This is a genomic window from Occultella glacieicola (assembly GCF_004353825.1).
Lineage (GTDB): Bacteria > Actinomycetota > Actinomycetes > Actinomycetales > Beutenbergiaceae > Occultella > Occultella glacieicola.
Genome location: NZ_SMNA01000006.1, coordinates 374,557 through 395,645, shown reverse-complemented (window position 1 = coordinate 395,645; position 21,089 = coordinate 374,557). Strand labels below are relative to the sequence as shown.

Sequence of the window (21,089 nt, the reverse complement as noted above, 5' to 3'; positions counted from 1 at the left end):
CGTCTCACCGGCACCGCCATGGAGTCGTCACCTACGATCGCACCGGGGGCTTCGAGAGGCCTCCGGCGGCGGGACGCTCGCCGTCAGCGGGCCGATCGAGCACCCGAGCCTCCCGTGGGCCTTTCGGTGGGAACACAGATCCAGAGGCAGGCGGGCCGGATGGTGGCCAGGAGTTCGTGACCCGGCTCGATCACGTCGCCATCGAGTTCACGGTCATGCGCCTGCGTGCTCCGGACTCGGACGCGCTTGCCCCGCAGGATCTCCAGGTTCGGCACGCGCTTCCGGCGCGTCAGCACGCCCGCCACGGTCGAGACCCAGTGCCCGAGATGGCGCGGCGCGAGGATCGCCACGTCCAGGTAGCCGTCGTCCGGCTCGGCGTCCGGGAAGAGTGCGACGCCCGCCTGGATCTGACCGACGTTCCCGACGATCACCGAGCGGGCCCTGCGGTCGAGGGGCTCGGCGTCGTCGACGACCACCTGCACCCGCATCGGATGGTCGAACAGGTGCTTCATCGCGGACACCACGTAGGCCGGTGCGCCGATCCTGGCCTTCAGCTCCGTCGAGGCGCTGTCGAGCATCTTGGCGTCGAAGCCCATGCCCGCCATCACGGCGAACACCTGCGCGCCGACCTCGCCGACGTCGATGCGCCGGCGCCCACCCGCGATGGCCAGCCGCACGCCGTCGGCGGGGTCGGTGGGGATCGCGAAGTTCCCGGCGAGCAGGTTCCCGGTACCGCCCGGCAGGATGGCCAGGGCCGCGTCGCTTCCGGCGAGTCCCTCGACGCATGCCCGCACGGTGCCGTCACCGCCGCTGACGAACACGACCTCCGCACCGTCTGCCACAGCCTCGCGGGCCTGCCCGGTGCCCGGATCGTCCTCGGTGGTCTCCAGCCAGAGGGGCTCCGGCCAGTCCGCGTCGGTGAGCGTGGTGCTGATAGTGCGGCGCAGACGCTCGATGTCGTCGAGCCGGTGCGGGTTGACGATCACGGCGGACGGGCGGGGCGCATTGCCGACGAGTCGGGCGACCTCCTCGGACTCGGGCAGGTCGTGGGCGGGGTCGTTGGTCACGCAGGTCAGTATCGTCGCAGTCGGCGGCCCGCGCCCATCGGCTGGCGATCGACGTATCCGTCTGGTGCGAATCGCCTGCGGCTGCGCCCGGTGCGGTGCCATCCTGCCTGGATGGAGGCTTGGATCCCTCTATTGCAGACGCTGGTGTGGCCGATCACGATGTTGGTGCTCCTGCTTGTCTTCCGCAGGCCACTGACGCGATTCGTGGGATCGATCACCACCCGTGTCAAATCCGGCGCGGAGCTTCAGCTCGGTGGTCCGGCGGGGTTCAGCGCGAAACTCATCGACCGTTACGAGGACCTCAGATCCGTTGATGCCGAGCGCGGACATGCGCTGGGGGCCGGTGCTAGCGCATCGAGGGGGGACCTGGACGGGTGGCTGCGCGAACGGTCGCGCCTGTACGACGACAACAGGTTCGTCTTCCTCTCACACGTGATCGCGCCGTCGAACCTCCCGGGCCAGAAGTTCGAGGTGTTCGTCTCCCTCGTCGGCCACCGCCGAGCGGAGAAGGGCTACCCGTCAGACCTTTCCGACGTGACGAGAGCTGAGTTCTTCCTCGGACGCGGCTGGCGGAACCGGATCTTCACCGTCAAGGGCGAGCCCGGGCGCCCGATCGGAGTCCGTGCGCACAGTTACATGCCGTTCCTGTGCCTTTGTCGTGTTCACTTCCAGGACGGTGGGACGGTCATTCTGCACAGGTATCTGGACTTCGCGATGGCCGACCTGTACCCGCGGTCACAGACGGACGCGGCCTGAGGCACGGCTGGCAGCGGGTGCCTCGTGGCGCGGTTCTGCAAGCCGTCCAGCGAGACGAACACTCTCTCGACGCGCAACCTCGCTATGGTCATACCTAAGCAGACAGCGACGAGAGAAGGAGCACCATGACCCATCCCCAGGTGACACTGAACGACGGCGTGACGATCCCGCAGCTCGGCTTCGGCGTGTTCCAGGTGCCGCCGGAGGAGACCCAGATCGCCGTGACGCACGCCCTCGAGGCGGGCTACCGCGCGATCGACACCGCCGCCCGCTACCGCAACGAGACCGGCGTGGGCGCGGCCCTCGCAGCCTCGTCGCTCGGCGCCGACGAGGTGTTCGTGACCACCAAGCTCGCCAACGACGACCAGGGTTACGACAGCACCCTCGCCGCGTTCGACGCGAGCGCGAAGGCGCTGGGCCGGGACGTCGTCGACCTCTACCTGATCCACTGGCCGGCACCGAAGCGCGGTGAGGCCGTGAACTCCTGGCGCGCGATCAGCGAGCTGAAGGACGCCGGCCGGATCCGCTCGATCGGCGTCTCCAACTTCCTGCCCCACCACGTCGAGCAGCTCGTGGAGGCCGGCCTGCCGCTGCCGTCCGTGAACCAGATCGAGGTGCACCCCTACCTGCAGCAGCGTGACGTCCGCGAGTTCAACGCGGCGCAGGGGATCGCCACCGAGGCCTACAGCCCGCTCGGTCAGGGGCGGGTCCTGGCCGACCCGGTCATCACTGCGATCGCCGAGCGGCTCGGCCGCAGTGCGGCCCAGGTGGTGCTGCGCTGGCACCTGCAGCTCGGCAACATCGTGATCCCGAAGTCGGTCACCCCGGAGCGGGTCGCGGAGAACATCGCCGTCTTCGACTTCGAGCTGACCGACGCCGACATCGAGGCCGTCAACGGCCTCGAGCGCGGCGACCGGACCGGGTTCCACCCGGATGAGTTCAACGGGTTCCCGGAGGACTTCGCCAAGAAGGCCTGACCCGGGTCGCACCCGGGCAACGGAGCGGACGCGACCCGGCACCCGTGGTGCCGGGTCGCGTCGGCGGAGGACGTTCGCGGCCCGCGACGCTCGCGCCGGACCTCACCGGCGATGTGGTCGTGGAGATCGGGGTCCGGGTCGAGGGCGACCAGGTGGTCGCGCGGAGTCCGTGGACCCGGACGATCCGGTCGCAGCGCCGTCGTCGACCGCCCCGATCGCGTCAGCGGCTCCGGGCGGCCGGCATCTCGCCGGACGCCGGCCGGGTTGCCGGCGGGCCAGCATCGGGACCATCGCGACCACGATGAGCACCACGCCAACGGCGGCGAGCGGGGAGATGCCCTCACCGAACGCGACGGCGCCGATCCCGATGGCCACGACGATCTCCCAGTAGGACAGGCTCGAGAGCTCGGCGGCCCGCAGATGTGCGCCCGCCACGACGAGCAGGCCGAGCGCGAGCAGACCGCAGACCAGGAAGAACGTGCCGGCCCATGCCCAGTTCGACGCCGTCAGGCCGGACAGGTCCGGCCGGGTCACGGCGACCATCGCGCCGGTTCCGAGCGCGCCGAAGAGGAAGTTCCAGAAGCTCCGCACGTCGGCCGGCATGTCGGAGCGGTAGCGGTAGCACAGCAACGCGACCGCGTAGCTGAGGCCGGAGGCGATCCCGAGGATGGTGCCGAGACGCTGCTGTTCCGGGGGATGGGCCGCGGCGTCGCCCGAGACCAGCAGACCGGCCGCCAGCACCATGCCGATCGACCCGATCCCGAGGGAGAGCACATCGAGGCGTCCTGGCCGCTCCTTCAGCAGGACCCGGGCCAGGACGGTCGCGAGCACGGGACCGATGTAGTGCAGCACGACCGCCCGGGAGAGGTCGGTCAGCACGGTCGCGGAGATGTAGGTGGCGAGCGAGAGGCCGAGGAACACCCCACCCAGGACCACCGATGCGGACAGGCGCACCCGGCGCAGCTGCCGGATCCGGCCGGCCAGCGCGAGCACCGCCAGGGTCCCGATCGCCCCGACGAGCATCCGCCCGAGCGTCAGGGACTCACCGATCACGGCGCCGGACGGCGTCGCCATCCGGCTGAACAGTCCGGCCGCGCCCATGGCGGACGCGGACACGATGATGGCGAGGATGCCGAGCCGCCGGTTCGGGGATCCACGGCCCGAGAGCGGTTCGCGGACACGGCCGGGCTCGCTCGTGAGCGAGCGCTCGGGGGTGGTCGGGGTCGTGCCGAGGATGAGAGCCACGGGACTCCTTGGGACAGGGCGCTGGGTACGCCGACAGCGGGGGTGTTCCCCGCTCTGTCATCGGACCTGAGAGCTTTCGCGGGCGTGACCCGCTTGCACCGTCGGTGAACCCCGAAGGGCTGCTTTCCAGAGGAGCCTCGCCGCTGGCGGTCTGGGGGCCTGAGAGATTCCCGGGGAGGTTGCTCCTTCGGCGCCCCGCGACTGCGGGACTCTCCCGCCGCGGTTCGGTGGCATTCAGTTGTCGTTCGGGCCCCATTATGCCGCAGCCGAGCCTCGAGGAGATCGGGCACCCGACGTTGGCCAGGGGGTCGCGGACGCGGTGACGGGCTGGACGCCACCGACCTCCTGAGCCGCCCGCGGTGGGACCCGACGGTGGGTGGAGCCCCCTACGGTTGGAGGATGAAACGCACCCGCCCAGCCGCCCTGGCCGCCGCCGTCGGCCTCCTGCTCCTGGCCGCCTGCTCCGCCGAGGGCACCGACGCGGTCGCCGTCGGGGAGTCGATCGACGTCGGTGCCGGCGACTCCGCCACCCTCGCCGTCACGGTCACGGACGTGCGGTCCGGGACCACCGTCGAACTCGGCGAGATGGGGGTCGACGCCTCCTCACTGGCCGGTCGCACACCCTGGTTCGTGACCGTGACCATGGGGCTGACCGAGGGCACGCTCGATGACGTCGATCGCGCCCTCGTGCCCTCCCTCGCCCCCGACGGGTGGTCCGGTCGGGTCTCGGGTGGTGGCGACGCAGAACCGCTGCGGGTGATCGGCGACTTCGACTGCACGGCGGACGGCTCGGCGACGGCGGGCTTCTCCGACACCGAGCCGCTCGTGGACTGCGTCGCGCTGCTCACGGCGGCCGGGGCGGAACTGTCGAGCGTGACCCTCGCGGACATCGGGACCTGGGACGTGGCCACGGACTGACCCCGACCGACCCCGACCGGACCGCCGCGTCCGGCCCTCCCCGCGCGGGGGTCGCCCGATCTCTCGACGTCGTACGGATGTTCGACTAGGATCGGGTCGTGTTCGTCGGGCCCACGATCCTGCACGCCGACCTGGACGCGTTCTACGCCTCGGTCGAGCAGCTGCTGAACCCTGCGCTGCGGGGCCGGCCGATCGCCGTCGGGGGCAGCGCGCACGGGGGAGTCGTGCTGGCCGCGTCCTACGAGGCCAAGGCGTTCGGGGTGCAGGGCGGCATGCCGGGCTGGCGGGCCGCCCGGCTGTGCCCGGAACTGGTGTTCGTCCGCGGCAACTTCACGCGCTACCAGCCGCTCGCGGATCAGGTCATGGACATCCTCGGTGACGTGACCCCGGCCGTGCAGCGGATCTCGATCGACGAGGCGTTCCTGGACGTGTCCGGTTCGGTGCACCTGTTCGGGCCGCCCGGCGTGATCGGCGCCCACCTGCGCGAACGGGTCCGGGCGGAGGTGGGGCTGGCGATCTCGGTGGGCGCCGCCCGCACCAAGCACCTGGCGAAGGTGGCCTCCCAGGTGGCCAAGCCCGACGGGCTGGTGGTCGTCGAGCCCGAGCGGGAGCGGGAGTTCCTCGACCCGCTGCCGGTCGCCCTGATGTGGGGCGTCGGCCCGGTGACCCGCCAGCACCTGGCCGACCGCGGCATCCACACGATCGGGGAGCTCGGGCGGGCCACCCCGGGGATGCTGCGCTCTCTGCTCGGCCCCGCGGCCGGCGAGCGCCTGCACGCCCTCGCCCACAACACCGACCCACGGCGGGTGTCCGCGGGGCAGCGGGCCAGATCGGTGGGCGCGCAGTCCGCGCTCGGCCGGCGGGAGCCGACGGCGGAACTCGTCCGAGCCGTGCTGGGTCACCTCGCGGAGCGGGTCGGCGGGCGGATGCGTGCGAAGGAGCGGGCCGGGCGCACCATCACCGTGCGGGTGCGGTTCGCCGGGATGCGGTCGGTCACCCGGTCGGTCACCCTCGGCGCGCCGGTGTCGTCCACGCTCACGATCACGGAGGTCGCCGAGCGGCTCGCCTGGCAGGCGATCGGCGATCAGGGCGAACCGGTGCCGGAGGTGAGTCTGCTCGCGATCTCGGTCTCCAACCTGGGTCCCCAGCGCGGGGTGCAGCTCGAACTCCCGCTCGGCACCGAGGATCCCTGGCGGCCGGGCTCGGCGCCCGGGTCGGCCCGGTGGGCGCTCGACGCCTCGATGGACGCCGCCCGGGCCCGGTTCGGCAAGGACGCCGTGGGGTACCTGCCGGCCACGCTCGGCCGTGGGGCCGGGGTCCCGGACGACTTCCGGGAGCTCGCCGAGAAGGATCTGGGCTGATCGTCCAGGGACCTTCGGCCCGGGGCTGTCACGACTCGGTGCCTAGCGTGGTCATAGGTGTGCAAGGCACCGAGCCCCGATCCGAAGGACCCCCACATGTCCGCCGCAGAACACCGACTCTCCACCTCCGTCCTCGTCATCGGCACGGGCGGCTCCGGGCTGCGAGCCGCCATCGAGCTCGCCGAGGCCGGGGTGGCCGTGCTCGCGGTCGGCAAGCGGCCCCGGCTCGACGCCCACACCGCGCTCGCCGCCGGCGGGATCAACGCCGCACTCGGAACCATGGATCCGCAGGACAGCTGGCGCCAGCACGCCGCGGACACGATCAAGGAGAGCTACCACCTGGCGAACCCCCACACCGTCGAGATCGTCACGCGTGGGGCGGGCCGGGGCATCGCGGACCTGGAGCGCTACGGCATGGCCTTCGCCCGGGAGGAGGACGGCCGGATCTCCCAGCGGTACTTCGGCGCGCACACCTACCGGCGGACCGCGTTCGCCGGCGACTACACCGGCCTGGAGATCCAGCGCACGCTGGTCCGCCGGGCCGAACAGGTGGAGGTGCCGATCCTGGACGGCGTGTACATCACCCGGATCCTGGTCCGGGACAACGTGGTCTTCGGCGCCTACGGTTTCGACCTCACCGACGGCACCCGCTACCTGATCCACGCCGACGCCGTCATCCTGGCCGCCGGCGGGCACACCCGGATCTGGCGCCGCACCTCCTCCCGGCGGGACGAGAACACAGGCGACTCGTTCCGGCTGGCCGTGGAGGCCGGCGCACGCCTGCGGGATCCGGAACTCGTGCAGTTCCATCCCTCCGGGCTCCTCGAACCACAGAACGCGGCCGGCACGCTCGTGTCCGAGGCGGCCCGCGGCGAGGGCGGGATCCTGCGGAACGGTCTCGGCGAGCGGTTCATGACCCGCTACGACCCCGAGCGCATGGAGCTGTCCACCCGCGACCGGGTCGCGCTGGCCGCCTACACCGAGATCAGCGAGGGTCGCGGAACCGACAACGGCGGGGTCTGGCTGGACGTGTCCCACCTCCCGCGGGAGACGATCATGACCCGGCTGCCGCGCGTCTACCAGACGCTCTTGGAACTCCAGATGCTCGACATCACCACGAGCCCGATCGAGATCGCGCCCACCGCGCACTACTCGATGGGCGGGGTCTGGGTCCGGCCGGAGGATCACGGCACCGACGTCGACGGTCTGTACGCGATCGGAGAGGCATCCAGCGGGCTGCACGGTGCGAACCGGCTCGGCGGGAACTCCCTGATCGAGCTCCTCGTGTTCGGCCGGATCGTGGGGCGGGCAGCGGCCGAGTACTCGGCCGGACTCCAGGCGCAGCGACGCTCCGCCGCCGCCGTCGACGAGGCCCGGACGGAGGTGGACGACCTGCTCGCTGCTGAGGGCTCGGAGAATGTGCGCGCCCTGCAGCGAGCGATCCGGAACACCATGACCGAGCACGCGGGGGTGGTGCGTGACGAGGCCGGCCTGCGCGCCGGCCTCGACGAACTCGACGCGATCGAGGAGCGGATCGGCGCCGTCGGCATCCACCCCGACATCGCCGGCTACGCCGACCTGGCCCACGCGTTCGACCTCGAGGCCTCGGCGCTCGCGGCCCGCGCGACCCTGGCCGCCGCCCTCGAACGCCGGGAGACCCGCGGCTGCCACAACCGCAGCGACCACCCGGACCTCGACCCCGAACTCGCCGTCAACCTGGTCTGGTCCCCGGGAGCCGGGGTGGTGCGAGAGCCGGTCCCACCGGTGCCACCGGAGATCGCCGACCTGATCGGCGAGGTGTCGCAGGAGGGCAAACTCGTGGAGTAGCCGCCAAGATGGGGTCATGAAGATCCTTCCGATCCACGGGACCGACCTGAACGCCTCCAACGTGGTGCTCGGCATGATGCGCATCGCCCAACTGCGTGACGAGGAGATCCGCACCCTGGTGGCCGTGGCCCGCGACAACGGCGTGAACAGCTTCGACCACGCCGACATCTACGGGGGACAGCGGCACGCCTGTGAGCAGCGGTTCGGGGACGCGATCAGCTTCGGACCGGCGGAACGGGAGTCCGTCCTGATCCAGTCGAAGGTCGGGATCCGGCCGGGCCTCTACGACTTCAGCAAGGCTCACATCGTGCGGACGGTCGAGGAGTCCCTGGTCGCGTTGCGCACCGAGTACCTGGATCTGCTCCTGCTGCACCGGCCGGACACGCTGATGGAACCGGACGAGGTCGCCGAGGCGTTCGACGAACTCCAGGGCACCGGGAAGGTGCGCAACTTCGGAGTCTCCAACCACACCCCCGGGCAGATCGAGCTGCTGCGCCGGTCGGTGCGCCAGCCCCTGGTGGTGAACCAGGTGCAGCTGAGCCTCGTGCACGCTCCGCTGATCGCGAGCGGGCTCGCGACGAACATGGCGCACCTGGACGCCTCGATCGACCGCGGTAGCGGGATCCTCGACCACGCCCGGATGAACCGGATCACCCTGCAGGCCTGGTCACCGTTCCAGAGCGGGTTCGCCTCCGGGGTCTTCCTCGGCGACCGGGAGCACTACGGCCCGCTCAACGACGAGATCGACGACCTCGCGGATGCCTACCGGGTGCCCCCCGCCGCGATCGCGGTCGCCTGGATCACCCGTCACCCGGCCGAGATGCAGGTGGTCCTGGGCACCACCAGTCCCGAGCGGGTGGCGGATGCCGCGGCGGGTTCGCAGGTCCCGCTGACGCGCGAGGAGTGGTACCGGCTGTTCAGCGCCGCCGGACACACGCTGCCCTGACCCCGCGGGTCCCGGGCGGCGTCGGGGTCAGGAGGTCCCTCCTTCGTCCACCGCACCCTGCCCAGTGGTTCCACGAGCCGGCCGATCATGGCACCGCTGGCCACGACCGAGTAGCCGACCGGGAGCACGAAGTACGTGGCCAGGTTGCGTTTGCGTCGGTGCAGGTCCCGCCCGCGGACGAACTCGAAGCTCTGAGTGCCGAAGCGTGCGCGGCGGCGCCGAGCTCAGCGCCGAGCCCACCGAGCGGCGGCGGGACCCCGCGGGCAGGGGGCTGGACTGGACTAGGCTGCGGGTCGTGACGCGCGAACAGCGCCTGGTGCTCGCGATCGCCGTGCTGGGATCATTCGTCTCGTTCCTCGACGGCACCCTCGCGACCGTCGCGCTGCCCGCGATCCGCGACGAGCTCGGCGGCGGACTGAGCTCGCAGCAGTGGATCGTCGACGCCTACCTGATCACGCTCGGTGCCTTGATCCTGATCGCGGGGTCACTCTCGGACGTGTACGGGCGGATCGTGGTGCTGCGGGTCGGCCTGATCGGGTTCGGGATCACCTCGGCCCTCATCGCGGCCGCGCCCACGGTGGAGTTCATCGTGGTGATGCGTGCCCTCCAGGGCGTCGCCGGCGCCCTCCTGGTGCCGAGCTCGCTCGCCCTGATCATGTCGAACTTCCGCGACGCCGCACAGGCGCGCGCCATCGGGTCCTGGACCGGGTGGACCTCGGTCGCCCAGCTCGTCGGCCCGGTCGTCGGAGGCGGGTTCATCGACCTGCTGTCCTGGCGTGCCGCCTTCCTGGTCAACGTGGTCCCGATCGCGATCTGCCTGGTCCTGCTCGCGCGACTCGAGCAGCGGGACGTCCGCCGGCCGGGCGCCACCATCGACTATCCCGGCGCGGTGCTGGCCGTCGTGGGTCTGGGCGGCACGGTGTTCGCCCTCATCGAGCAGGGCAACCTGGGCTGGGCGAGTCCCGCGATCTGGGGGCCGATGCTCGTCGGCGTGCTGGCTCTGGCCGCGTTCCTGCGCCGGCAGGCGACCACGGCCCAACCGATCCTGCCGCTCGGGCTGTTCCGGGTACGCAACTTCGCCTGGGGCAACCTCGCGACCACCTTCATCTATGCGGCGCTGAGCCTGTCCGGGTTCGTGATCGTCGTCTACCTGCAGCAGGGTGCGGGCTTCGGAGCCACCGTGGCCGGGCTCGCCATGATCCCGACCACGATCCTGATGATCGGTCTGTCCTCGACGTTCGGCCGGCTGTCCGGGCGGTACGGGCCGCGGCTGTTCATGACGGCCGGGCCGCTGCTCGCCGGCGCCGGGTTCCTGCTCATGCTGAGCGTCACCGACCCGATGAACTACTGGACCCAGATGCTGCCCGGCGTGATCCTGTTCGGGCTCGGCCTGACCGTCACCGTCGCCCCGCTGACGTCGGCGGTGCTCGGTGCCGTGGCCCCGGAGCGGGCCGGCATCGCCTCCGCCGTGAACAACGCCATCTCGCGCGTGGCCGGGCTGGTCGCGGTGGCCATGGTCGGCACGATCGTCGGCGGCATGCTCGATCTGGCCGGGTTCTACCGCGGTCTGGTGGTCAGTGCGCTGTTGATGGGCGTCGGCGCGGCCTTCTCGTTCATCGGGATCCGGACCCCGACGGCGGAGCCCGCCGAGCGTTGACGCTCGCCCGGGCGGTCCTCACCGCGGGTCGGCCGCCCGCCGGTAGCGCTCGCCGAGGGTGCGCACATGCTCGACGAGGTCGGCCGGGGCGAGCACGTCGAAATCCACGCCGAGCAGGCCCAGGTAGGCGGCCAGGACCTCCAGGCTGGACCCGCCCGTGCGCAGTTCGCAGTGCTCGTCGTCGATCGGCGTCACCGATCCCATCGTGGGCGTGATCCGCGCGGCCACGGACGCCGCCGAAGCATGCAGCCGGATCCGGGCCTGGACGCCCCAGACCGCCGTCCCGGTCCGCTCACTCACATAGGCCGCCAGGTCCGTGGCGGGCGGCTCTCTCGGTGTGAACCGCGGCCCCACGGGGACCTTCGGCTCGACCCGGTCGGCCCGGAACGTGCGCCAGTCCCGGCGGTCGGTGTCCCACGCCACCAGGTACCAGCGGCTCGCCGTGTTCACGAGCCGGAGCGGCTCGACCTCACGCCTGGTCACCGCGCCCCGGTGATCGGTGTAGTCGAACCGCAACCGCTGATGCTCGCGGGCCGCCGAGGCGACCGCGGTCAGGACGTCGACGGCCACGGTGGGCTCCGCCGTCGGGATCGGCACCACCGCCTCGGTGAACGTCGCGACCCGGTGCCGCAGCCGGCTGGGCAGCACCTGCTCGAGTTTCGTGAGTGCCTGCAACGAGGTCTCCTCGATCCCGCCGACGGCGCCGGTGGCTGCCGAGCGGAGCCCGACGGCGACGGCGACCGCCTCCTCGTCGTCGAGCAGCAACGGTGGCAGTTTCGTGCCGGCCACGAGCCGGTACCCACCACCCGGGCCCCGGACGGCGTCGACCGGGTATCCGAGCTCGCGCAGCGCCTCGACGTCGGCCCGGACGGTGCGGGTACTCACCCCCAGCCGTTCGGACAACTCGCCACCGGACCACGCCCGATGCGTGTGGAGCAGGGACAGCAGGCGCAGGAGCCGGGCCGACGTCGAGATCATGCGTCGATGGTGGCAGAAGATGCGGAAGCGAACCCGCCACATCCATGCGTAGCGTCGTGGACATGGACAAGAACATGCAGAAGGACACAGAGATCCGGCCCTACACGATCGACATCCCGCAGGCCGCCCTGGACGACCTGCACGAGCGCCTGGCCAGGACCCGGTGGCCGGTGGCGCTGCCGGGCGTCGGCTGGGAGCGGGGCACCCCGGTCGGCTACCTGCGCGGGCTGGCCGAGTACTGGCGCACCGGCTTCGACTGGCGCGCCCAGGAGGAGCGGCTGAACGCCATCCCACAGTACGTCACCGAGATCGACGGTCAGGACGTCCACTTCCTGCACGTGCGCTCGCCCGAACCGGGTGCGATGCCGCTGCTGATCAGCCACGGCTGGCCGAGCACGGTCGTCGAGTTCCAGAAGATCATCGGTCCGCTCACCGACCCGCGCAATCATGGCTCGGACCCGGACCAGGCGTTCCACCTGGTGATCCCGAGCCTGCCGGGGTTCGGTCTCTCGCCTGAGGTGGCGACCACCGGATGGGGGCTGCCGCGCACGGTCGACGCCTATGCCGAACTGATGCGGCGGCTGGGGTACGGGCGGTACGGCACCCAGGGCGGGGACATCGGTGCCGGCGTGGCCGGGATGCTCGCCGGCGCGGCCCCGGAGGCCGTGGTCGGGATCCACATGAACGGCCCGTCGAACTTCGCCAAGCCGACACCGGGCCAGAAGTTCACGGAGCGCGAGCAGCAGCGTCTGAGTTCGGAGCAGGACTTCGGCGAGCATGGGTCCGGGTACTTCCTGCTGCAGAGCAACCAGCCGTCCACGATCGCGGTCGCGCTCACCGACTCACCGGTCGCGCAGCTGTCCTGGATCGTCGAGAAGTTCCGGGCCTGGACCGACCCGGCCAAGGACCTGCCCGAGGACGCGGTGGACCGCGACCAGCTGCTGACCAACGTCACCCTGACCTGGTTCTTCCAGGGCGGCGCCGGCTCGGCGAACTTCGTGTACGAGTCCATGAACGGCGAGCTCGACTGGACCCCGCCGGGCGGGGAGGACGACCAGCGACCCGAATACGCCGGAGCCGACGCGCAAGCCGGACCCGACGGGCAGGAGGGGGCGACGGCTGTGCCCACTGGGCCCACCGTGCCCACGGGGGTGGCCGTGTTCGCGGGCGACCCCTCGGTGCGCTCGCTCGTCGACACGGGGAACGTCACCCGGTGGACGGAGTTCGAGGTCGGTGGCCACTTCCCGGCGATGGAGGCCCCGGACGAGCTGGTGGCGGAGATCCGGGCGTTCTTCGAGGGCCTGCGCTGAGTTCCTGCGGCAGCGGACGGCGGGCGGCCCGGGTCACCGGACCCGGGCCGCCCGCCGTTGCGTGCGGCTCAGCGGGTTGCGGTCCCGGTGCGGGCGAGGATTCCCTTGATTAGGGCAGCCTGGCCCGCGTGCTGCAGGTCGTCCCCGATCACACTGACCAACCGCACCGCGAGCGTGACCGGCGGGTCCCAGCTCGTGTCGATGACGGCGGTGAGGTCATCCTCGGTCAACCCGGCCAGGTAGCCGAGGGTGCGGTCATGGACCGCGTCGTGGTAACCGCGCAGGTTCTGCGCGCCGGCCTGGACCAGGCCGACCTGCTCGGCGGTGTGACCGTACCCGGTGTCCTCGGCCGGGAGCGGCAGCTCGAACCGGTCCACCCAGCCTGCCGCGGACCACACCTGTTCCGATCCGGCGGCGTCCGCGACGTGGTCGTCCTGGACCCGGGTCAGGTGCCAGATCAGCCACGCGACCGTGTTCGCCGCCGGGTCCAGACGAGAGGTGAGGACCGGGTCGTCGGCGTCATCGAGGACACGGTGGACCAGGCCCTGCACGCGGGCGAAGCCGTCGGCCAGGATGTCGGTGCTGACGCTCATCGGCTCAGAGCAGCCCGTTGTCGGTGAGCCACGCGGTCGCGATGGTCGCCGAGTCCTGCTGGTCGTTCACGCTGCTCGCGTTGAGCGCGATCAGCTCCTCCGTGGTGAGCAGGGCGTTCACGGCGTCCAGGGTCGGGGTCACCGCCTCGGCCAGGTCCGCCGCGACCACCGGGGTCACGTTCTGCGCCAGGATCATGCTCTCCGGGTCCTCCAGGGTGACGAAGTCACCGGTCGCGAGGTCAGGGTCGGCGGTGTAGATATCGCCCATCGTGATGGTCCCGTCCCGGATGGCGTCCTTGGTGAGTGGGCCGCCGCTGTCCCCGATGGCGACGAACTCCACGTCCACTCCGTAGAACTCGCTCAGTCCCGGCGGGCCGTACGGGCGGGACTCGAGCTCGGCGTTGCCGCCGACCGTGAGGGTGCCGTCGAAGTCGGCCAGATCGGCCAGGGACGTGATGCCGTTCTCCTCCGAGAACGCGGCCGTCACGTTGTAGGAGTCCGCGTCCTGGGCGTCCGCCGGGTCCAGCACGGCGAGGCCGTCCGGCACCGCGTCCGGCAGCGCGGCTGCGACGTCCTCGGTGCTGCGGGCCTCGGTCTCCGCGTCGTAGAACTGCAGCAGGTTCCCGGAGTACTCGGGGATCAGCTGCACCGACCCGTCCTCCATGGCGGCCATGTAGACGTCGCGCTGGCCGATCTGGAACTGGCGTTCCACCTCGAACCCGTCCGCCTCGAGCGCCTGCGCGTAGATCTCGGCGATGATCTCGTTCGAGTAGTAGGCCTGTGACCCGATCACGATCGGGCCAGTGGCGGCCCCGCCGTCACCGGACTCGGATCCGGTGTCCTCGGGGGCGAGTGGGTCGCCCGAGCCACACGCGGCCAGGGCGAGGACGGCGCCGACGGCGAATGCGCCGGTGGCCAGGCGCCCCTTCCGGACGGTACGGATACTCATCGGATCTCCTCCAGTGTTGACTGCCGGTCGGTGCTGAGTGGTTCGGGACGTTCGCTGCGCGGACGGCCACGGGACGGTGCGGAGCCGATGGCCCGGCGGGCCACCCGCTCCGCGATCGCGAACAGTGCGTCCACGATGAGGGCGAGGAGCACGATCAGGATCGCCCCGCCCAGCATCTCGTCGTAGGTTCGTAGTGAGATTCCTCGTTGGATGTAGATGCCCAGGCCACCGAGGCCCACGTAGGCCGCGAGGACCGCCGTGGCGATGATCTGCAGCGCGGCACTGCGCAGACCGCCGAGCAGCAGCGGCAGGCCCAGTGGCGCCTCAACCCGGAACAGGATCTGGGTCTCGGTCATTCCCATCGCGCGGGCCGCGTCCACGACGCTGCGGTCCACCGCCTCCACGCCGGCGTAGGCGCCGGCGAGGATCGAGGGCACGCCGAGGATCACGAACACCGCGATCGCCGCGACCTGGGCGTTCCCGACGCCGACGATCAGCGTGAAGATCGTGAGCAGCCCGAGCGAGGGCAGTGCCCTGGCCGCACCGGAGCCCAGAACGGCCAGCTGGCGACCTTTGCCGGTGTGCCCGATCAGGTAACCGAGCGGGACGGCGATCAGGGCCGAGACCACGAGGGCGAGCACCGTGTACCAGAGGTGTTCGCCGATCCGCTCGGCCAACGGGTTGGGCCCGGTGACCCGTTCGGGGTCGGTCAGCCACGCGAGGGCGTCCAGGAACAGGTTCACGTCGGGCCCTCCGTGAGGGCGATCCGCCGGGCCACCCGCCGGGAGCGGCGACCACCGCCGGCGCCCTGGGTCCAGGGCATCGCGAGCCGCCCGACGAGGGCGAGGAGCAGGTCGAACGCCACCGCGATCAGCACGGTCATCACGATCCCGGTCGCGATCTCGGCGACGATGCCACGCTGCAGACCGTTCATGAACAGGTAGCCGAGGTTGCGGCTACCCACGAGGACCCCGACGGTGACGAGGCTGACCGTGCTCACCGAGACCACCCGCAGGCCCGCGAGCAGCACCGGGCCGGCCAATGGCAGGTCCACCGCCCAGAACCGGCCCCACCCCGAATAGCCCATCGCGTTCGCGGCGCCCCGGACGGCCGGGTCGACCGACTCCAGTGCCTCGGTCGCGGACCGGGTCATCAGGGCGACGGCGTAGATGCTCAGGGCGATCGTCACGTTGAGCTCACTGAGGAAACTGATCCCGATGATCGGCGGCAGGAGCACGAACAGGGCGAGCGAGGGGATCGTGTACAGCAGGCCGACCACGGTCAGTGTCACCCCCCTGGCCCAGCGGAACCGCCACGCGAACACCCCGAGCGGTACGGCCACGACGAACCCGACCAGGATCGGGACGATGCTGAGCCGCGCGTGCGTCAACGTCAGCTCGACGACGAGGTCGAGGTTGGCGCCGACCCAGTTCACCGGGCCGCCGGATCGTCGGTGAGCACGCCGGCGGCCCGCCCGTCCCCGTCCACCACCACCCGCCTTCCGTCCTGCTCGACGACCCGCAGAGCCCGTCGGCCGCGGTCGGCGCCGACGAAGTCGGCCACGAAGTCGCTGGCCGGGTTCGCGAGGATCTCGGCCGGCGTGCCCTGCTGGGCGATCACACCACCGGTGGACAGGATCACGACCTGGTCCCCGAGCAGGAACGCCTCGTCGATGTCATGGGTGACGAACACGACCGTCTTGCCGATGTCCCGCTGCAGCCGCAGCAACTCGGCCTGCAGGTCCGCGCGCACGATCGGGTCGACCGCACCGAACGGCTCGTCCATGAGCAGGATGTTCGGGTCGACGGCGAGCCCGCGGGCCACCCCGACCCGCTGCTGCTGCCCGCCGGAGAGCTGATGCGGGTAGCGCCGGGCCAGGGTGCGGTCGAGACCGACGGTGTCCATCAGGGACAGTCCGCGTTCGTCGGCCTCGGCGCGGCCCATCCCGTTGAGCCGCGGCACGGTCGTGATGTTGTCCAGGACCCGGCGGTGCGGCAGCAGGCCGCCGCTCTGCATGACGTAGCCGATCCGGCGTCGCAGCTGGACCGGTTCGAGGGTGGCGACGTCCTCCCCGTCGATCTCGACCGTGCCCACGGTGGCGTCGACCATCCGGTTGATCATCCGCAGGATCGTCGTCTTGCCGGAGCCCGAAGACCCCACGAGCACGGTCACCCGGTGCGAGGGCATCACCAGGCTGAAGTCGATGACGGCGTCCGTCCCGTCTGCGAAGCGCTTCCCGACACCGCGGAACTCGATCACGGCATCGGCGAGGGTCGGCGAAGTGTCGCTGGCATGGGCCCGAGCGTAACGGGACGTGCCGACACCGGCTCATCGGGGCCTGCTCGGTGGGTGTGCGTCAGGTGTGTGGTGGTGCCATCAGATGACGCGCACCCACCTCGACCCTGGGCATGCCGCACCCCAGGCCCACCCTCCTCCTCGCTCGCCCCAGGGCCGCGACACCGTAACGGTGCGACAACGACGCGCCCGACACGTCGCGATCACACCACAAGGGACCCGAACGGGCGGGCACCGGCCGAGGGTGAAGCGGGGTGTGGCGCTGCGAGCGCGCACCACACCCCCTTATCGGGCCGAACGCACCCAGCGCCCACGACAGGCACGTGCTCGCTCCAGCCACCCCGTGCCTCAACAGCCCGCTCCCCCCAGAACCTCCCGACCTGCGCGCCGACCGGATCTGATCGTGTACAGCACGCCGGAGACACTCGCTGACCCGCACCAACGCGCTGACACCACATCCATGACGCACACCCACGCTCGGTGGACCGGGTTGACCTATCGGGCCGGCGGGGCGCGGGCTAGGGTGCGAACGGGCCGGTCGATGACTGAGGCGGAGCCGGCGGCCCGGAGGTCGATCCGCCGAGGAGAAGCACATGTCCGAGCAGGGTGCCACGCAGGACCGGGACGAGCCGGAGTACGACCTGATCGTGATCGGCGGCGGCGCGGTCGGGGAGAACGTCGCCGACCGAGCGGTCCAGGGCGGACTCAGCGTCCTGCTCGTGGAGCACGAACTCGTCGGCGGCGACTGCTCGTACTGGGCGTGCATGCCGTCGAAGGCACTGCTGCGCAGCGGAGCGGTCCGTCGGGCCGCGCAGCGGGTCGCGGGCGCGAAGGAGGCCGTCACCGGCCCACTGGACGTCGCCGCCGTGCTCGCGCGGCGCACGTCGTTCACGAGCGACTGGGACGACTCCGGCCAGGTCGAGTGGCTGGCCTCCGCGGGCATCGAGTTGCTTCGTGGGCGTGGGCGCCTGGTCGGCGAGCGGCTCGTCGAGGTGAGGACCCCGACGGCGGCCGGCGACGACGCGAGCGAGGTCACCGTCCGCACGGTGCGGGCTCGGCACGCCGTCGCGGTCTGCACGGGGTCGCGCGCCGCGGTACCCGACACGCCGGGCCTGCGGGCCGCGTGCCCGTGGACCTCGCGCGAGGCCACGTCCGCGACGGAGATCCCCGGCCGGCTGGCCATCATCGGCGGCGGGGTGGTGGCCGTCGAGATGGCCACCGCGTACGCGGACCTGGGCGCGAGGGTCACGCTCCTGGTGCGCAGCGGCCTGCTCGCCAAGGAGGAACCTTTCGCCGCCGAACTCGTCGGCGCCGGGCTGCGCGAGGCCGGGGTCGACGTGCGCCTCGGCGTCAGTGTCGACGAGGTGACCCGCCCGGAGGCGGGCGGCGAGGTGACCCTCGCGCTGACGGACGGCGGCACGCTCACCGTGGACGAGGTGCTCGTGGCGACCGGCCGCGAACCGCGCACGGACGACTTCGGCCTCGACGCCGTCGGGCTCCGTGACGGCGACTGGCTGCCCACCGACGACACGTTGCGGGTCCTCGGGCCCGGCGACGCCCCGATCGACTGGCTGTACGCGGTCGGTGACGCGAACCACCGGGCTCTGCTCACCCATCAGGGCAAGTACCAGGCCCGTGCCGCCGGCGACGTGATCGCGGCACGCGCCCGGGGCCGGGCGGTCGAGGACGCGGCCTGGGGTGCCCACGTGGCCACGGCCGATCACCGCAGCGTGCCGCAGGTGATGTTCGCCGACCCCGAGGTGGCCTCGATCGGGCTCACCGCGGCCGCCGCGCAGCGGGCCGGTCTGAACACCCGGGTGCTCGACTACGAGATCGGCCAGACCGCCGGGGGGTCCCTGCAGGCCGACGACTACACGGGCACGGCGCGGATCGTCGTCGACACCGATCGGGGGGTGCTCGTCGGCGCCACGTTCGTGGGCCAGGACGTCTCCGAGCTGCTGCACTCGGCGACGGTCGCCGTGGTCGGGGAGGTGCCGTTGCACCGTCTCTGGCACGCGGTCCCGTCCTACCCGACGATGAGCGAGGTCTGGCTGCGTCTGCTCGAGGCCTACGGGCGACCCGGCTTCGTGGGGGAGTGAGGCGGCGATGACCGGTCCGAACCTGCCGGACAGTCCGCTGGTGGCGACGGTGCGGGATCTCGGTGTCCAGTTCCTGAGGAACGACGTCGACATCACCGGCCAGGACGCCGTGAGCTCGGTGGAACTGGCCGACGGCACCACGTTCTGGATCTTCGGGGACACCATCGAGGGGCCGTTCGACTCCATCCGGGGGTTCGAACTCACCGAGGTGCTGTCCAACACCGGGGCGATCGTGCCGTTGCAGGACATCTCGAGCGGGGTCACCGAGTTCCGGTACCTCACCGAGCCGGGCGGTGCCCGGGCCCGCCAGTTGATCCCGTTCATCCCGCCCGAGCACAGGGCACGGCAGCGGCTGTGGGCGATCCACGGCGCCCGGGTCGGCGACGAGTTGTACCTCTACTACCACCGCATCACCATGGATCAGGAGGTCGACGTGTTCGAGACCTTCGTCCTGGACGGCATGGGTGTGGCCAAGGCGGGTCCGGACCACGACTTCGAGCGGTTGCCCGCACCGGACGGCAGCTACGAGTGGTGGAAGGGCGATGAGCCCGGCTTCGGGGTGTGGGTGCAACGGCACGACGAGTACCTCTACCTGTGGGGCTCCATCCAGCCCGAGGAGAAGTCGTCCGGGGACATGTACCTGGCCCGGGTCCGGCCCGAGGACATCGAGGACATCTCCGCCTACTCCTACCTGGTCGAGGCGCCGACCCTGGCGCGACCGGACGTGCGGCCGCGGTGGGGACGGACCTTCACCCCGACCGCATGCCTGTTCTCGGACGTCCCGAACGAGATGTCCTCGTCCTGGAACGAGCACCTCGGAGCGTTCATCTCGCTGACGACCTACCGGCGGGAGAACCAGCTGGTCATCCGCACCGCCCCGGCGATCACGGGGCCATGGAGTGAGCCGCAGGTGGTGTTCCGCCCGGAGTCGGCCCGGCCGGACTCGCTGTTCAACGCCGGCAAGGAGCACCCCGAGTTCGCCCGCGACGGCGGGAGGATCACCTACATGACCTTCATCGACTCGTCCGTCTACGTCCCGCACCTGATCGAGATCACGTTCGCCTGAACGGCCGGTCCCGCGCCGCCGAGGTTCAGCGGCTCATCGGCCCGCCGGGTAGCGCGCGCCGGTGACGTTCACCATCACTGCGTAGAGGGTGTTCGTGGCCGTGACGAACAGGGTGTTCCCGCGCGGTCCGCCGAACGTCAGGTTCGAGCAGATCTCCGGGAGCCTCAGCTTGCCGAGCAGCGTGCCGTCGGGGGCCAGGCAGTGCAGGCCGTCGGCGGCGGCGCCCCAGATCCGGCCCGCGGCGTCGACGCGGATCCCGTCGTAGCCGCCCGCGTCGCACTCCGCGATCACGTCGCCGCCGCTGAGAACTGGGGCGTCATCGCCCGCTGTGCCCGCACTGAACCGACGCAGGTGCCGCCGCCCGGTGTCGGTGACGTACAGGGTTTGCTCGTCGGCGCTGAAAGCGAGGCCGTTCGGCCGGTCGAAGTCCTCGGCCACCCGGGCCACGGTGCCGTCGCTCCCAACCCGGTACACATGGCACCCTCCGGTCTCGGTCTCGGCCCGGTGTCCCTCGTAGACGGTGTCGATGCCGTAGCTGGGGTCGGTGAACCAGATGCTGCCGTCGGCCCGGGCTACCACGTCGTTCGGGCTGTTCAGCCGGTGGCCGTCCCAGGCGTCGGCCAGCACCGTGCGAGTGCCGTCCGGCTCGACCCTGGTGACCGAGCGGCTCCCGTGCTCGCAGGAGACGATGCGCCCGGCCCGGTCGAGCGTGCGTCCGTTCGCGTAGTGGGCCGGCTCCCGCCAGACCCCGACGGCGCCGGTCGTCTCGTCGTAGCGCAGCACCCGGTCGTTCGGAATGTCGGAGAACAGAAGCGAGCGCCAGGCGGGAGAGTACGCCGGTCCCTCGAGCCAGCGGCCGCCGTCGAAGAGGACCCGGACGAAGCGGTCCCCACCGATGCCACGGAACCGCTCGTCCCTGATCTCCCACTCGGTCCTGATCGTGGCCACGTCGGGGCCGCCTGCCGTGCGTCGATGCATGGCCGCCATCATGCACGATCGTCGGCTCGGGCGGGGTGGCGGGCACGTCCGGCCCGTGGACGACGTT

Annotated in this window: 19 protein-coding genes and 1 riboswitch; of the genes, 10 read left to right on the top strand and 9 right to left on the bottom strand. The window is 71.4% G+C overall.

Translation table 11 applies throughout. The annotated features are described in order from the left end of the window. Positions 1–83: 83 nt before the first annotated feature. On the bottom strand, positions 84–1,067 hold the full coding sequence (locus EXU48_RS14580) for a diacylglycerol/lipid kinase family protein (protein ID WP_235857040.1): 984 nt from the start codon (positions 1,065–1,067) through the stop codon (positions 84–86). 111 nt (positions 1,068–1,178) lie between these two features. Between EXU48_RS14580 and EXU48_RS14575 the strand changes: the two genes are divergently transcribed. Together EXU48_RS14575 and EXU48_RS14570 are read left to right on the top strand one after the other, a co-directional pair. Continuing rightward, complete coding sequence (locus EXU48_RS14575) at positions 1,179–1,823, top strand: pYEATS domain-containing protein (protein WP_133108370.1); 645 nt, start codon at positions 1,179–1,181, stop codon at positions 1,821–1,823. 125 nt (positions 1,824–1,948) lie between these two features. Beyond that, complete coding sequence (locus EXU48_RS14570; protein WP_133108369.1) at positions 1,949–2,800, top strand: aldo/keto reductase; 852 nt, start codon at positions 1,949–1,951, stop codon at positions 2,798–2,800. A 102-nt stretch (positions 2,801–2,902) separates the two neighbouring features. Here the strand turns inward: EXU48_RS14570 and EXU48_RS14565 are convergent, their stop codons facing one another. Then, positions 2,903–4,045, bottom strand: a complete 1,143-nt coding sequence (locus tag EXU48_RS14565) for a DMT family transporter (RefSeq protein WP_207947744.1) — start codon at positions 4,043–4,045, stop codon at positions 2,903–2,905. Positions 4,046–4,181: 136 nt separating this feature from the next. Further along, a riboswitch (glycine riboswitch) is annotated at positions 4,182–4,272 on the bottom strand. 172 nt (positions 4,273–4,444) lie between these two features. On the opposite strand from EXU48_RS14565, the gene EXU48_RS14560 reads away from it, so the two are divergent. The 5 genes from EXU48_RS14560 (at position 4,445) to EXU48_RS14540 (ending at position 10,754) form a co-directional block, all read left to right on the top strand. Further along, positions 4,445–4,963, top strand: a complete 519-nt coding sequence (locus EXU48_RS14560) for a hypothetical protein (protein ID WP_133108368.1) — start codon at positions 4,445–4,447, stop codon at positions 4,961–4,963. A 98-nt stretch (positions 4,964–5,061) separates the two neighbouring features. Further along, positions 5,062–6,324, top strand: coding sequence for a DNA polymerase IV (gene dinB, locus EXU48_RS14555; RefSeq protein ID WP_133108367.1), 1,263 nt, complete (start codon positions 5,062–5,064; stop codon positions 6,322–6,324). A gap of 96 nt (positions 6,325–6,420) precedes the next feature. Further along, a complete protein-coding gene (locus EXU48_RS14550) occupies positions 6,421–8,151 on the top strand; it encodes an FAD-binding protein (protein ID WP_133108366.1) in 1,731 nt (576 codons plus the stop codon). A 16-nt stretch (positions 8,152–8,167) separates the two neighbouring features. Next, complete coding sequence (locus EXU48_RS14545; RefSeq protein WP_133108365.1) at positions 8,168–9,097, top strand: aldo/keto reductase; 930 nt, start codon at positions 8,168–8,170, stop codon at positions 9,095–9,097. A gap of 295 nt (positions 9,098–9,392) precedes the next feature. Continuing rightward, on the top strand, positions 9,393–10,754 hold the full coding sequence (locus EXU48_RS14540) for an MFS transporter (protein ID WP_133108364.1): 1,362 nt from the start codon (positions 9,393–9,395) through the stop codon (positions 10,752–10,754). An 18-nt stretch (positions 10,755–10,772) separates the two neighbouring features. Here EXU48_RS14540 and EXU48_RS14535 read toward each other — a convergent pair whose 3' ends face one another. Next, a complete protein-coding gene (locus EXU48_RS14535) occupies positions 10,773–11,732 on the bottom strand; it encodes a helix-turn-helix transcriptional regulator (protein WP_133108363.1) in 960 nt (319 codons plus the stop codon). 62 nt (positions 11,733–11,794) lie between these two features. Between EXU48_RS14535 and EXU48_RS14530 the strand changes: the two genes are divergently transcribed. Next, the gene (locus EXU48_RS14530) at positions 11,795–13,042 is read left to right on the top strand and encodes an epoxide hydrolase family protein (RefSeq protein WP_235857039.1); all 1,248 of its coding nucleotides are present in this window, start codon (positions 11,795–11,797) and stop codon (positions 13,040–13,042) included. 68 nt (positions 13,043–13,110) lie between these two features. Here EXU48_RS14530 and EXU48_RS14525 read toward each other — a convergent pair whose 3' ends face one another. From EXU48_RS14525 to EXU48_RS14505, 5 genes are read right to left on the bottom strand one after another with little or no spacing between them, the layout of a single operon-like run. After that, positions 13,111–13,635 carry a mycothiol transferase gene (locus tag EXU48_RS14525; protein WP_133108362.1) on the bottom strand — a complete coding sequence of 175 codons (525 nt, stop codon included), beginning with the start codon at positions 13,633–13,635 and terminating at the stop codon, positions 13,111–13,113. 4 nt (positions 13,636–13,639) lie between these two features. Next, entirely contained in the window at positions 13,640–14,584 is a 945-nt protein-coding gene (locus EXU48_RS14520; RefSeq protein WP_133108361.1) for an ABC transporter substrate-binding protein, read from the bottom strand. Beyond that, entirely contained in the window at positions 14,581–15,327 is a 747-nt protein-coding gene (locus tag EXU48_RS14515; protein WP_133108360.1) for an ABC transporter permease, read from the bottom strand. Before EXU48_RS14515 ends, EXU48_RS14520 begins: the two co-directional genes overlap by 4 nt. Further along, positions 15,324–16,019, bottom strand: coding sequence for an ABC transporter permease (locus tag EXU48_RS14510; protein ID WP_133108359.1), 696 nt, complete (start codon positions 16,017–16,019; stop codon positions 15,324–15,326). Before EXU48_RS14510 ends, EXU48_RS14515 begins: the two co-directional genes overlap by 4 nt. Next, positions 16,016–16,843 (bottom strand): ABC transporter ATP-binding protein, encoded by an 828-nt coding sequence (locus EXU48_RS14505; RefSeq protein WP_133108358.1) that lies wholly within the window; start codon positions 16,841–16,843, stop codon positions 16,016–16,018. Before EXU48_RS14505 ends, EXU48_RS14510 begins: the two co-directional genes overlap by 4 nt. Before the next feature lie 629 nt (positions 16,844–17,472). Here EXU48_RS14505 and EXU48_RS14500 point away from each other — a divergent pair. Both EXU48_RS14500 and EXU48_RS14495 read left to right on the top strand, forming a co-directional pair. Further along, positions 17,473–18,978, top strand: a complete 1,506-nt coding sequence (locus EXU48_RS14500) for a dihydrolipoyl dehydrogenase family protein (RefSeq protein ID WP_133108357.1) — start codon at positions 17,473–17,475, stop codon at positions 18,976–18,978. A 7-nt stretch (positions 18,979–18,985) separates the two neighbouring features. Next, entirely contained in the window at positions 18,986–20,044 is a 1,059-nt protein-coding gene (locus EXU48_RS14495) for a DUF4185 domain-containing protein (RefSeq protein WP_133108356.1), read from the top strand. 33 nt (positions 20,045–20,077) lie between these two features. On the opposite strand, the gene EXU48_RS14490 is transcribed toward EXU48_RS14495, so the two are convergent. Then, complete coding sequence (locus EXU48_RS14490) at positions 20,078–21,022, bottom strand: SMP-30/gluconolactonase/LRE family protein (protein WP_207947743.1); 945 nt, start codon at positions 21,020–21,022, stop codon at positions 20,078–20,080. Positions 21,023–21,089 lie beyond the last annotated feature (67 nt).